Origin of the sequence: Leifsonia sp. McL0618, assembly GCF_049994905.1 — a bacterium.
In the GTDB taxonomy this organism is placed as follows: Bacteria; Actinomycetota; Actinomycetes; order Actinomycetales; family Microbacteriaceae; genus Diaminobutyricibacter.
The window spans coordinates 3,246,830-3,260,235 of the sequence record NZ_CP188258.1 but is presented as its reverse complement, the minus strand read 5'-3'; the positions used below and the strand labels follow the sequence as shown (position 1 = coordinate 3,260,235).

Sequence of the window (13,406 nt, the reverse complement as noted above, 5' to 3'; positions counted from 1 at the left end):
GCAAGCAACGTGACCAATACCGACGTTCTGGCTGCCGTCGAACTGAATTCCGTCTATCAGTCCGTGTTCTTCAACGCGCTCTCGCCGATCGATCTCCTTCATGACGAGGTCGAGCAGCGGCGTGAGACGGGCTATGACGTGGACGCGTTCGTCGACGAGGCGAATCGCACAGACCCCAAAGACAGTGCGGCGATCCTGAGAATCGTTGACCGGATGGAGACTGCCGTTCGCCGCCCGGGCTGGCGGTACGTCGAGCCGGACACGTTCGAAGACATCGAAGCGTCCCTGGGTGAGCAGGCGCCTGCGAAGTCGCTACCCGAACATGTCCTGCGCGACAAGATCAACGCCGCCTGGCTCGGCCGGATCGCGGGCTGCAACGTCGGCAAGCCTGTGGAGTGGGGCAGCCACTGGACGGCTGAGCACATCCGCGACTACTTGATCCTGGCGGACGCCTACCCTCTCCGCGACTACGTGCCCGTTCTCGACCCGATGCCCGACGGTTTCGAACTCACCGCGTGCTGGCCGGAGACCACCCGCGGCAACGTCAAAGGCTCTGCCCGCGACGACGACATCGACTACGCCATCCTTGCGCTTCACCTTCTGGAGACCCACGGGAGCGACCTGAGCGCAAAGCACGTCGGAGCAGCGTGGACACGTCTCTTCCCCATCGAGCAGGTCTACACCGCTGAACGTGCTGCGTACGTCAACCTGATCGAGGGCTTCACCGGCTCGGACGTGGCACGCCGTCGTAACCCGTACCGGGAATGGATCGGCGCCCAGATCCGCGGCGATGTGTTCGGCTACGTCTACGCCGGGAGCCCGTGGGAGGCCGCGAAGCTCTCGTACCAGGACGCATCGCTTTCGCACGTCGGCAACGGCGTCTACGGCGAGATGTGGGCCGCCGCACTCGTCGCCGCATCGTTCGCCGCCTCGTCGGCGCGGGAAGCCCTCGAGCAGTCCCTCGCCGTTGTCCCGCCGAAGTCACGCCTCGCAGAGGCACTCCGCCACGTGTTTGAGTTGAAGGACTCGGGTCTCACCTGGGATGCGGCCCTTGCCGATCTCCAAGGCGCGTATGGCCACTACTCCTGGGTTCACACCATCAACAACGCTGCGGCCGTCGCCGCCGCGCTCCTCTGGTCAGATGACGACTTCGTCACCGGCGTAGGACGAATCGTGATGAGTGGATGGGACACCGACTCGAACGGGGCAACCGTCGGATCGGTACTCGGCGTGCTGTCCGGAACGAAGAACCTGCCCGAGCACCTGATCGCACCGCTTGAGAATCGGACCCGATCAGCCCTGTTCGGTTTCGACAATTCCGTGATCTCCGACCTGGCCGATCGGACCTCGCAACTGGCAATCAACGGCCTGAAGTAACCCGCAACCAAGAGAAAGAGACGAAGATGCCTCGCACTACCCGACCGGCTCGCTCCAGCGCATCACGCCGCCGGCTTCTCAAAGCCGGGGCGATCGCGATAGCAGTCGCTGCCACGCTGGCCGCTTGCACAAGCACCAGTTCCACCGCGAACAAGAGCGGAACTCCCAACGGCCAGATCCAGTACTGGTTCGCACCGAACACCCCCGACGCGAAAGGGGTGGCGGACTTCATGAAGTACAACATCACCCCATTCAAGGAGCAGTACCCGCAGGTCCAGCTCCAAGCTGTGCAGAAGAACGTCAACACGATCAATCAGCAGATCCAGGTTGCGCTCTCTGCGAGCAAGGGGCCGGACATCGTCACCGCGTCTGGTATTACGAACCAGATCACCTACTCCAAGGCCGGATACCTGACCGACCTCAGTTCCTTCGCGGCCGAACACAAATGGAGTGACACTCTGCTGCCCTGGGCGCAGGAGGTCAGCAAGATCGACGGCAAGATGGTGACGCTGCCGCAGGGCTACGAGACCCTTCTCCTCTTCTACAACAAGACCCTCTTCGAGAAGAACGGCTGGACCCCGCCGACCAACCGGCAGGAAGTGGAAGACCTCGCGGCCAAGATGGAAGCGAAAGGCATCACGCCGTTCGCCGCGGGCAACTCCGATTACCCGGCCGGGACCGAGTGGTACGTCAGCACCTTCTTCAACGATGTCGCCGGCGCCTCAACCGTCCACGACGCGCTCACCGGAAAAATCGACTTCACCGACCAGCGCTTCGCCGATTCCATCAACCTGATGAAGAACTACTGGGACAAAGGCTGGTTCGGAGGCGGCGTGAAGAAGTACTTCTCCACAACGGACCCCCAGAAGTACACGCAGTTCGCCAGCGGCCAGGCCGGAATGTACATCTCCGGATCGTGGGAGTTCGTGACACTGCCTGAGTACTTCAAGCAGGCGAAGAGCGAGTTCGACTGGGCACCGCTACCTTCCCTCGCCAACGGAGTTCCGGTCACCTACCCGTTGTCCATCGGTAACACCCTCTCCGTGAACAAGGGCACCACGAACGCCTACGCCGCCGAGAGCTACCTCGACTGGAACCTCAAGGACACGAAAACCATGTGGGCCCAGGTCGCCAATACGGGAGCCGACGCCATGCCGGTGAACATCAAGCCGTCGGACATCCCCTCGAACGTCGACCCGCGGATCGCCCGGCAGTACACGGCGCTCGCCGCTGCAAGCGAGCAGGGTGCCGTCGGGTACACGACGTGGACCTCGTGGGGCGGCTCCTCCGACCAGTACATCGTCGACAACACCGACAAGGTGCTGAACGGTAGCCTCTCCACATCGGACTATCTCAAAGGATTGAGCGCAGCCTTCAAGGCTGACGTCAGCAAGGGCAACCTTCCGACGGTCTACTCGACAGGAAAGTCTCTCGGCTAATGAGCTCCACCATCATGGCCGGAGCGGCACTCGACGCCGCGGGCGAGGTCAAGAACCTCGCCCGCGGGCGGCGCCGCAGCCGGCGACGCAGCGCCTGGATCGGCCTGCTGTTCATCGCTCCAGCTCTCGTTCTGAACCTCGTCGTCATCGGCGGACCCGCCATTTCGAACCTGTACTACGCGTTCACCGATTGGTCCGGCCTTGGACCGGCGCATTTCAATGGGCTCGACAACGCGGTCCGCCTGTTCCAGGACCAGTCGTTCTGGAACGCACTCGAACACAACTTCATCTACATGGTGTTCTTCATGACGGTCCCGATCGTCATGGGCCTGTACGGCGCATTCGCGCTCTCGCGGGTTCGGCGGGGAGCCGCCCTCTTCCGCGTGCTCTTCTTCATCCCATACCTGATCGCCAGCGTCGTGAACGCCGCAATCTGGAAGAACATCCTCGATCCGCAGGCCGGGCTCGCCGCCGCACTCGACAAAATCGGCATCCACTGGCTGGACAACGTTTACTTCTTCGGAGACCCCAACCTGTCGCTCGGCAGCGTGATGTTCGTCGACAACTGGCACTTCTGGGGATTCCTTGTCGTGCTCTTCCTCGCCGCGACCGTCAACATCGATGGATCCCGGTATGAGGCGGCGCGAATCGACGGCGCCAACGCCTGGCAGGAATTCTGGCACGTTACGCTCCCAGGCATCCGCCCGACCCTGGCGTTCGCGCTCACCATGATCTCGCTCTGGTCGCTCCTGGCATTCGACTACGCGTACGCCCTCACCGGGGGAGGCCCGGCAGGATCAAGCGACTTGGTCTCACTGCTCGTAAACAGGACCGCGTTCGGAGCCAACGAGGCCGGCTATGCCGCATTCATGGGACTCACCATGTCGGTGCTCGGCGGAATCCTCGTCATCATTATCGGACTACTGCGCCGCAAGGGGGACGAATCATGACCTCGGCAACCAATACCGATCGCGTTCTGCACAAGACGGGGGGAGGTCGACGCTCCAAGCGATCGAACGAGCGCCTCGACTCTCGACCAGGCGGCCTCAAGCGGGCGCCCATCTCAGTCGTCGTCCTCATCCTGCTAGGCCTCTTCGCGATCCTGCCCGTACTTGTGCTGTTCCTGAACGCGTTCAAGTCGGACACGGAGCTGGCCACCAACCCCCTCGGTCTTCCCCAGACGTGGAACTTCTCCAACTTCGCGACCGCGTGGACGGAAGGCCAACTCGGGCAGGGCCTCGGGAACAGTGCCATCCTTGTGGCCGGCACCATCATCGGTGTCTGGATCTGCGCCGGGATGGCCGCCTACGCCTTAGCGCGACTGAGAGTGCCGTTTAAGCGGGGGATCGCTTTCTACCTCTTGATCGTCATCTCGTTGCCGGCGCAGATGTTCCTCGTTCCGTTGTTCTTCCTGTGGACGAATCTCGGCCTGTACGACAACCTCTTTGGGCTGATCCTGATCTACACGGCGCTCAACGTTCCGTTCGCGACCCTGCTGTTGGAGACGTTCTTCGCGGGGATACCGAAGGAACTCGACGAGGCGGCGCGTCTCGACGGCGCAAACGAGTGGCAGGTTGCGACCAAGATCATGCTGCCCCTGGCGCGGCCGGGCTTCCTGACCGCGGGGCTTGTGGTCGGTCTCGCTGTCTACGGTGAACTGTTCTTCGCGGTGATCTTCATCTCGTCGCCGAACAACCTCCCGATCTCCACTGCCTTCCTTTCATTCCAGCAGGGGTTCACCCGGCTTTACGGCGTCACGGACGCGGCCGGCCTCATCATGATCGTCCCCGTGATCCTGCTGTTCCTTCTCATGCAGCGATCGTTCATCAGTGGCCTAGCGTCGTCCGGGGTGAAGGGTTGAGCGCGAGAGTGACGGTCGTCGGCAGTGCGAATGTCGACCTCGTCACCCGAGTCGACCGCATCCCGGCGCCTGGCGAAACGGTTACGGCAGAGTCGTTTGACATCTACGCGGGCGGCAAAGGCCTCAATCAGGCAATCGCGGCGCGGCGAGCGGGCGCACGAGCTGAGCTCATCGCTGCAGTTGGCACTGATGACTACGCACAGGTTCTGATCGATACCGTCATCGCCGAGGGGATGGACGCAACGCTGCTCCGACGGGAGAGCGGCACGACGGGAACCGCGTTCGTCACAACCGACGCGACCGGCGAGAACAACATCGTCATCGTCCCGGGCGCGAACGGACTCCTCCGCCACCTCACGGACGTAGAGCGAGACCTCGTCCGCGAATCAGACGTCCTCATCTGCCAGCTGGAGGTGCCGGACAGCGTCGTCGAAGACGCCGTCACGACCGCCTGGAAAGCGGGAACGAAGGTCGTCCTCAACCCAACACCCGTGCGCCCGGTGAACAGCGCGATTCTCGCGGCCGTGGATGTTCTCATCGTCAATGAGCACGAGGCCGAGCAGTTGCAGGTCGATCTCCTTCCCGTCCCGTGCGTGCTCACAACCCTCGGGTCGAACGGAGCCACCCTCCGAATCCGCGGCGAGGGAACTGTACGGATCCCGGCCAGGAAGACGATCGCCATCGACACGACCGGTGCCGGCGACACCTTCGTTGGTGCCTTCGCCGCGGAGATCGCCCGCGGCGTCAGCTACGAAGCAGCTGCAATGTGGGCGAGTATCGCCGCGTCTTTGTCAGTAGAGGAGCAGGGCGCTGTCCCCTCCATCCCGACCCGGCGGGCCGTCGATGACGCGCTCGGCCCGGAGAGAGTAGAAAGCCTGTGAACGAAGTTGCTCGGAACCGGATCCGAGGAGCCGTGCTCGGACAGGCCATCGGAGATGCACTCGGCGCACCGACCGAAGGCATGTCCCGCGCCGGCATCCGCGAGCAGTTCGGTCGAGTCGTGGACTTCCTGTCCGACGACCCGGCTGGAACGGATGATACGGAGTACGCGGCTCTCACCGCACAGATCCTCCTCAAGTACGGCACCGCAGTGAGCCCGACCGATGTCGCCCGCGAGTGGACCGTCGCTCTCGTCGACCAGGCGACGCCATTCGACGGCGGGGGATTCTCCGAAATGGACGCCATTCACAACCTCGCCAAGGGATTGCTGCCCCCTGCGTCCGGCTCCGACAACCACGAACCCTGGAGCGACGGATCCGCAATGCGCGTCGCACCGATCGGCGCATTCGCCGCCGGCGATCCGGACGAAGCCGCACGGCTGGCCGGAATCGACGCTCAGGTCAGCCACGCGCGCGACGGCATCTGGTGCGGGCAAGCGGTCGCCGCCGCGACTGCCGCCGCTATCGTGACCGACAACTGGACGGATGTGGTCCAGGCCGGCATCGACGCGACGCCTGACGATTCGTGGTCCAGACGGATGATTGAGAAAGCTCTTGCCGTCGCGGCGGGTCCGGGAACCCGCGAGGAACGTCTTGACGAATTGGAGCGCCGCGTCGCGATCTTCCACTATCCCTGGGCGGATGTCGCACCCGAGGCGACTGCGCTCGCCTTCGGAGTGTTCGCAATTGCCGAAGGGGACTACGTGGAAGCAGTCCTCGGCGGCGTGAACATCGGTCGGGACGCGGACACGATCGCGGCTATGTCCGGCGCGATGGCCGGAGCGCTCAAAGGAATCGACGCGATTCCTGCCGAATGGAAGAACCGCCTCGGGCCCCTCAGAGGCAGCTGCATCGCGGCGATGGCTGGGGTGGATCTCTGGGAACTCGCGGACAGCATCGCGGATTCAGTCGACGCACGAAAGGCACTCACCGATGTCTGATCTTCAGTCCCGCGCGCTTGGCGCCTTCGTCGGCCTGGCCGCAGGCGACGCCTCAGGCTTCCCTTCGCGCTATCACCGAATGACGCGTGCGTCGTTCCGACGCGGGTTGCTGTGGAGCCAAGCGGTCGAAATGGACGACCAACACGTCAACAAGTTCCCACTCCCATTCACGCTCTCTGCCCCGCCCGCGGGCGAATCCTTCGCAGCAACCGATGACGCCGAGCAGGCCGCACTCGGCACCGCGGTATTTCTTCGCGCTCTCACGAATCGCGTGGCAGAGTCCGACGCCTCACCTGAAGTATGGGAGCTGTTCGCAGCCTGGCAACAGATCGTGCTGCCGCAGGCGGATGAGTACTGGGGTTCGGTCGCGGATCGGTCCGCCATCCTGAACAGCCTCGACGGACTCCTTCCACCGTCCACCGGCACCGACAACCCGCATTTCTACGACGACTCGTCGATTGCGCGCTCCCTGCCGATCGGAGTTGCGTACGCGGGTCGACCCTCCGAGGCAGCCGTCGTCGCGCGACGGTTGGCCTCGATCACCAACGCCGGCGTGGGGATCGACGGGGCTGCGGCCTTCGCCAGTGTGATCGCGTCGGCGGTCGGCGGCAGCGTGCTTGGCGACGCCATCGCGACAGCCGAGTCGGAGATCGATGGCGACAGCTGGCTCGGACGAAAGTACACGCTCGCGGAGCAGATCTTCAATGACGTCGGCTCACTGATCGCAGCGGTCCCCCAATGGAACGATGAGGTTGCCAACCTGGAGTACAACTTCGGCAATGTGGCTGCCGAGACCCTTCCTCTCGCGCTGATCATCGCCCGCGAATCGCGGTCGTTCGGGGAAGCCGTCGGCATCGCCAACTTGATTCCCAAGCAAGCGGACACCATGCCGGCGATGGTCGGCGCGATCGTCGGCGCCACGCAGGGAGCCTCGGCGATACCAGCGACCTGGCGCGACCGCATCGAAACACTTCGAGGGTATGCCGTACCTTCCACAGCGGGGGTGCGCCTTCCTGACCTCGTCGGAGCGCTGCTGTCGTCTGCCGAGGTCTCGCCGCAGGGGAGGCCCGCGCGCTGATCGGCTAAATCGAGTGGTTCTGCTCCTAAGTTCGTCAAGAACTCACCGGGCAGGCGATTCGTCGTGCCCGCAGCACGACGAAGGGTGCCAACTCGGCTGTGAAATAGCCCTTGACAGTCGAGTGCGAGACCCGAATACTTATCCGGCCTTCACCCCTAAATCGATTTATATAAATCGATTTATGAAAAGGGGCAAGGCAGAATCCAAGAGAAAGGGACAATGATGCCTCACTTCCACAATCGTCGAGATTCGCGCCGCCGTCCGCGCGTTCGAGCAATCCGTGCCGTCGCGATCACGATTGCAGTCGCGACAGCTCTGACGGCCTGCACGGGTCAGGGAAACTCCGCAAGCAAGTCAGGTGAGCCAACGGGGAACCTCAGCTACTGGTACGCACCCAACACGCCCGACGCAAAGGGAGTGGCCGATTTCATCAAGTTCAACGTCACTCCCTTCCAGAAGAAATACCCGAAGGTCGATCTTCAGGCGGTGCAGAAGAACGTCAACACCATCAACCAGAACATCCAGGTGGCTCTGGCAGCGGGCAAAGGTCCCGACATCGTCACCGGCTCTGGAATCGCGTCGGTGTTTCCATACGCTCAGGCCGGATACTTGCAGGATCTGACCTCGACGGCGGAACAGAACGACTGGGCAAGCAAGCTCCTTCCGTGGGCCATGGAGTCTGCGAAGGTCGACGGCAAACTCGTCGCCCTCCCGCAGGGCTACGAGACGCTTTCGTTGTTCTACAACAAGACGCTCTTCGAGAAGAACGGGTGGACGCCTCCCAAGAACCGGCAGGAGCTCGAGGATCTGGCTGCTCAGATGATCCAGAAGGGCATCACGCCGTTCGCCGCAGGCAACTCCGACTATCCGCCGGCGACCCAATGGCTCGTTTCCGCGTTCATGAATGAGGTCGCCGGTCCGCAGAAAATCCACGACGCGCTGACCGGCAAGATCAGTTGGACGGCGCCGGAGTTCGTGAAGACGATGGACCTCCTCAAGGAGTACTTCGGAAAGGGCTGGTTCGGAGGAGGAGTAAAGAAGTACTTCTCCACAACTGACCCCCAGAAATACACGCAGCTTGCCAGCGGTCAGGCCGGCATGTACATTTCCGGCACGTGGGAGTTCGTGACCTTGCCCGAGTATTTCGGCAAGGCCAAGACCGAATTCGACTGGGCGCCGCTGCCGTCTCTCGCCGACGGGGTGCCGATCAACTATCCGCTTTCGATCGGGAACACGTTGTCGATCAACAAGAAGACCCAGAACGCGAACGCGGCCGAGGCCTACCTCAACTGGCAACTCGAGGACACGAAGACGATGTGGGCTGCCGTTGCTGCGACAGGGGTTGATCCGCTGCCTGTGAACATCAGGAAATCTGACATCCCGTCGGATGTCGACCCGCGCTATGCGCGCGTCTACACTTCGCTGCAGGCTGCGAGCGAATCGGGCAACGTGGGATACACGACCTGGACCTCGTGGGGCGGAAAGGCCACTCAGTTCATTTCCGACAACGCGGACAAGGTACTCAACGGATCGGAATCCGTGGACGACTTCCTGAAGGGGATGAACGCGGCATTCCAGAGCGACAAGGCACGGAACCTGATTCCCACCCCGTACTCCACGGGTGAGGCAGCGAAGTAGCGAGATCCGTTTCCACCAGGGAACAGAGCGGGTCGGGACGCGCTTCGGCGGCGCCCGACCCGCTCGGCCACGGAAGTTTGACCAACGGAACAACAGAGGAGAGCCGGGTGCTTGAGGAGCTGAGCCGCGACGAACTACTTGTGATCGAGGCAGCGACAGGCCCGCTCGGCACGGATGCAGTCGGACGAGAGGAGGCGGCAGTCCCCGTCGCCGGCGGGGCGATGCTCAAGGGAACGCTCGCGCGGCCTCTGACCGGTGAACCCGTCCCCGGCATACTCATTAGAACGCCGTATGGGCGATCAGAAATGAGTGCCCCAGCGGCATACCTGGCATCGCATGGGTACGCCGTTCTCGTGCAGGACACCCGCTCATCCACGTCGTACTTCTTCGAAGCTCAAGACGGCAGATCGGCCGTCGAGTGGATCGAGGAGCAGGCGTGGTTCGACGGCAACCTGCTTCTGGCAGGATTCAGCTACCTCGGGTTCGCTGCCTGGGCCACTGCTTCGACTCTCCCTTCCTCCCTCCGCGCGATGGCGATCGCGGAGTACAGTTCTGACCGCGTGACTGCCTGGTACCCGGGCGGGGCGTTCACACTCGACCAGGCGCTGACCTGGTCGGTCGGTAACGAGCCCGGCGGATCGGACATCTCGTCCTCGCCACTGGATTTCAGTCATTTGCCGCTGGGTGACGCCGACACGGCGGCGACCGGCGAGACGCTTCCCTTCTTTCGGGAGCGTCTCGAATTCGGGCCGGACTCGCAGCACTGGAAGTCGCTCGACTTCTCGGCACTTGCCGAGAGCATCGCGGTTCCCGTGCTTCTGTTCGACGGGTGGTACGACTATCAACGCATCCCCATCTTTCAGGACTTCGAGAGGGTCGGACGGGCGGGCGCGCCGCGCCGGCTCGTTTTCGGACCATGGACTCACAACCCGCTCGACATGCGGAAGTTTCTCGCCGAGACACGGGCATGGTTCGACCTCCATGCGAGGGATAAGGGGGAGCCTGCGCCCGAGGCGTCTCTCTTCGATACCGGAACGAACGGATGGGTCGACTTCGATCGCTGGCCGGATAACCTATCCACGACCACGCTGTACGCCACTTCTTACTTCAGGCTCGCGGGCGAATCGGTAGCTGAGCCGACTTGCGTCGGCTGGACCTATGACCCTCTCCATCCGACTCCCTCGATTGGGCTGACTGCCTTCGGGGGGCTTGATGTCGGTGGACCACACGACAACCGGCCCCTCTTCGACAGATCCGATGTGGTTGTCTTCACCAGCGAGCTGTTGACAGCGGAACTTCGGACAGCAGGGCGGGTGTCTGCGCGAGCGACGCTCCGATCGGATGCGCCGAGTACCGACCTGTTCATCCGCATCCTGGACGTTTCCCCATCGGGCGTAGCGCTCAATGTCTGCGAGGCCATCCGGCGCGTCTCAAGTCGCGATCTGCCAGGGTCGGCTGCGTACTCGCTTGAGATTGATCTGGGGCCGATCGCGCATACCTTCGTCGCCGGCCATGCAGTGGCGGTACTCATTGCGAGCGGGGCCTTCCCCTACTACGACCGCAACCTCGGCTACGGAGATCCGCCTTCGACAGGCGCTCGTACCCGAATCGCGAATAACACAGTTGAGGTGGGCGGCGTGGGCGGTCTATCCATCACGTTCTCCATCGCGGCAAGCGAAGACGAAGGGGCGTCCGTCCGTGGACAAGCTGTTTAGTACTGCAGCCGACGCTGTGTCCGACCTCCAATGTGGTCAGCGCTTGGCGGTGGGAGGGTTCGGCTTGTCCGGGGTCCCGTTTTCGCTGATAGATGCGGTCCACCGACTTGGCATTGACGAGCTGGAAATCGTCTCCAACAACTGCGGGACTGACGGTCGTGGCTTGGGCGTTCTTCTCGAGTCGAATCGGATTCGACGGATCGTCGCATCGTACGTTGGCGAGAACCGCGAATTCGCTCGCCGATACCTCAGCGGTGAACTCGAAGTGGAGTTGACGCCCCAGGGCACGCTCGCAGAACGGTTGAGAGCCGCTGGCGCTGGGGTACCCGCCTTCTACACGACCGCCGGAGTCGGCACCCTCGTCGAGACGGGCGGACTGCCGTGGCTGTATGGCCCTGAGGCTGAGGTGTTGCGCGCATCGCCGCAGAAGGAGACTCGGGAATTCGAGCTCGGTCAACGAGCGGGAACGTATCTCCTCGAGACGGCGCTCCCTTGCGACGTCGGTCTCGTTCGTGCGTGGCGGGGAGACCGGTTCGGCAACTTGATCTTCCGAAAGGCTGCACGCAATTTCAACCCGCTGTGCGCAATGGCGAGCGCGCTGGTCATCGCGGAGGTCGAGGAGTACTCGGAGTCAGCACTTGAGCCGGACATGGTTCACCTGCCCGGGATCTATGTGAATCGAATCGTGGTGCTGCCGCCCGAGTCCGCCGGCGACAAGCCGATCGAGAGGCTGACGATAGAGAAGGGCGCCGAGTGACCTGGACAAGACAAGAGATCGCTCAGCGTGCAGCGCTCGAAGTGGAAGACGGCTCATACGTCAACCTCGGAATAGGGATACCGACGCTGGTACCCAACTACATTCCCTACGACCTGAACGTCTTTCTCCAGAGCGAGAACGGCATCCTCGGCGTTGGCCCGTACCCTGACGTGCGCAACGTCGACGCCGACCTCATCAACGCGGGCAAGGAGACCATCACCGTCCGCGAAGGCGCAGCGTTCTTCGACTCCGCAATGAGCTTTGGGATGATCCGATCACGCCGCATCGACGTGGCGATCCTCGGGGCAATGCAGGTCTCCGCTCGCGGCGACATCGCCAACTGGACCATTCCAGGGGCGATGATCAAGGGGATGGGGGGAGCCATGGATCTGGTCCATGGTGCGAAGCGGATCGTCGTCGTCATGGACCACCAGTCCAAAGACGGCTCCAGCAAGCTCGTCCCGAGATGCACCCTGCCGCTCACCGGTGCTGGGGTCGTCGACAGAGTGATCACGAACCTAGGGGTATTCGATGTTGCGGGTGATGCTGGCGGCTTCTGTGTCGTGGATCTGGCCCCCGGTGTCGCCATCGATCAGGTGAGAGCCGCGTCCGAGGCTGCGATCATCGGCTAACGGTGCGACCGCTCGTGAGGTCGCGACGTTCGGCCGGGTGGACAAAAGTGTCGCGATGAAGGTCGCTGCAAGGGCTGACGGGGTGGGCGACACCGGCGACACGGCGGCAAGCTCGCGATGAATCGCCGGACCCTCGAGTGGAATGAACCGAATCTCCCGGGCTCCCGTCAAAGACTGTGTTGATCGGGGAAGCGCGGTGATCCCCACGTCTTCAGACATGAGGGCGAGCGCGGCGGTTGTCGCATCCACGGTGATCGCCGATCGCGGGTACGCAACGGCTGCCGCGAACCCTTGATCAGTGAGCCGCCTGACGCTGGTTCCCTCACTGAGCTGGATGAAAGCGTGAGCGGCCAGCTCTTCCCACCGGATGGAGCTCTCCTTGGCCAGCGGATGCGTGGCGGCGACTACAGCACACATAGGATCCGGCCCAAGCGGCGTAACCGAAAGACCAGTGGATGAGGTCGGTAGCTCCGTGATGGCAACATCGGCACCGCCAGTTGACAGTCGGTCCATCACCTCCTTGGCCGAGCCTGTCACCAATCTGAATTGGACCGCCGGTCGGGGCTTGAGGAAGGCAGCTACAGCCGGACCGAGCAGGCCGCTCGCCAGAACCGGCAGGGCGGCCACAGTGAGAAGGCCGCTTTCCGCACGCTGGTACGCGCCGAACCGACCCATCCCTGCGTCGTACTCGGCGATGATGCCTGTCGCGACGGAGACGAATTCAGCCCCGTCAGCGGTCAGCTCGACAAGCCTGGTCGTGCGCGAAAAGAGAGGCGCCCCGACAAGCGCTTCAACAATCTGGACGGTCCGCGAAACAGCTGGCTGGGTCAGGCGGAGGCTTCGCGCTGCCTCGCTGAACGATGACGACTGAGCGACCGCGGAAATCACACGGAGCTGCTCGATCGTGACATTCATGCAGGCAGTTTATCAATACCCAACGAATCGGCATTTCTCTTTATAAAAGGGAGGGGTCAAGGTGGAAAGGTGGAACATGAAACCGGTGATGTTGAGCGGCGAGGCCCGCTCGACG

General features: G+C 62.9%; 12 protein-coding genes. 11 read left to right on the top strand and 1 reads right to left on the bottom strand.

The features are described 5' to 3' along the window. Positions 1 to 9 precede the first annotated feature (9 nt). The 11 genes from ACPPVQ_RS15780 to ACPPVQ_RS15730 all read left to right on the top strand — a co-directional run bounded on the left by ACPPVQ_RS15780 (position 10) and on the right by ACPPVQ_RS15730 (position 12,376). Positions 10 to 1,377, top strand: coding sequence for an ADP-ribosylglycohydrolase family protein (locus ACPPVQ_RS15780; RefSeq protein WP_426516085.1), 1,368 nt, complete (start codon positions 10 to 12; stop codon positions 1,375 to 1,377). Positions 1,378 to 1,403: 26 nt separating this feature from the next. Further along, a complete protein-coding gene (locus tag ACPPVQ_RS15775) occupies positions 1,404 to 2,816 on the top strand; it encodes an ABC transporter substrate-binding protein (protein WP_426516084.1) in 1,413 nt (470 codons plus the stop codon). Beyond that, positions 2,816 to 3,766: a carbohydrate ABC transporter permease gene (locus tag ACPPVQ_RS15770; protein WP_426516083.1), complete on the top strand. Its 951-nt coding sequence runs from the start codon at positions 2,816 to 2,818 to the stop codon at positions 3,764 to 3,766. The genes ACPPVQ_RS15775 and ACPPVQ_RS15770 overlap by 1 nt, the downstream gene beginning before the upstream one ends. Next, entirely contained in the window at positions 3,763 to 4,677 is a 915-nt protein-coding gene (locus ACPPVQ_RS15765) for a carbohydrate ABC transporter permease (protein ID WP_426516082.1), read from the top strand. Before ACPPVQ_RS15770 ends, ACPPVQ_RS15765 begins: the two co-directional genes overlap by 4 nt. Beyond that, the gene (locus ACPPVQ_RS15760; RefSeq protein WP_426516081.1) at positions 4,674 to 5,558 is read left to right on the top strand and encodes a ribokinase; all 885 of its coding nucleotides are present in this window, start codon (positions 4,674 to 4,676) and stop codon (positions 5,556 to 5,558) included. Before ACPPVQ_RS15765 ends, ACPPVQ_RS15760 begins: the two co-directional genes overlap by 4 nt. A 32-nt stretch (positions 5,559 to 5,590) precedes the next feature. Beyond that, positions 5,591 to 6,556 carry an ADP-ribosylglycohydrolase family protein gene (locus ACPPVQ_RS15755; RefSeq protein ID WP_426516080.1) on the top strand — a complete coding sequence of 322 codons (966 nt, stop codon included), beginning with the start codon at positions 5,591 to 5,593 and terminating at the stop codon, positions 6,554 to 6,556. Further along, a complete protein-coding gene (locus ACPPVQ_RS15750; protein WP_426516079.1) occupies positions 6,549 to 7,634 on the top strand; it encodes an ADP-ribosylglycohydrolase family protein in 1,086 nt (361 codons plus the stop codon). Before ACPPVQ_RS15755 ends, ACPPVQ_RS15750 begins: the two co-directional genes overlap by 8 nt. Positions 7,635 to 8,051: 417 nt before the next feature. Continuing rightward, positions 8,052 to 9,272: an ABC transporter substrate-binding protein gene (locus ACPPVQ_RS15745; protein ID WP_426516078.1), complete on the top strand. Its 1,221-nt coding sequence runs from the start codon at positions 8,052 to 8,054 to the stop codon at positions 9,270 to 9,272. Positions 9,273 to 9,379: 107 nt separating this feature from the next. Then, the gene (locus tag ACPPVQ_RS15740; RefSeq protein ID WP_426516077.1) at positions 9,380 to 10,987 is read left to right on the top strand and encodes a CocE/NonD family hydrolase; all 1,608 of its coding nucleotides are present in this window, start codon (positions 9,380 to 9,382) and stop codon (positions 10,985 to 10,987) included. Continuing rightward, positions 10,971 to 11,744 (top strand): CoA transferase subunit A, encoded by a 774-nt coding sequence (locus ACPPVQ_RS15735; protein ID WP_426516076.1) that lies wholly within the window; start codon positions 10,971 to 10,973, stop codon positions 11,742 to 11,744. Before ACPPVQ_RS15740 ends, ACPPVQ_RS15735 begins: the two co-directional genes overlap by 17 nt. Beyond that, positions 11,741 to 12,376 carry a 3-oxoacid CoA-transferase subunit B gene (locus ACPPVQ_RS15730; protein WP_426516075.1) on the top strand — a complete coding sequence of 212 codons (636 nt, stop codon included), beginning with the start codon at positions 11,741 to 11,743 and terminating at the stop codon, positions 12,374 to 12,376. The genes ACPPVQ_RS15735 and ACPPVQ_RS15730 overlap by 4 nt, the downstream gene beginning before the upstream one ends. Here the strand turns inward: ACPPVQ_RS15730 and ACPPVQ_RS15725 are convergent. Continuing rightward, positions 12,263 to 13,291, bottom strand: coding sequence for a LysR family transcriptional regulator (locus ACPPVQ_RS15725; protein WP_426516074.1), 1,029 nt, complete (start codon positions 13,289 to 13,291; stop codon positions 12,263 to 12,265). The two genes, ACPPVQ_RS15730 and ACPPVQ_RS15725, sit on opposite strands and share 114 nt — an antisense overlap. Positions 13,292 to 13,406 lie beyond the last annotated feature (115 nt).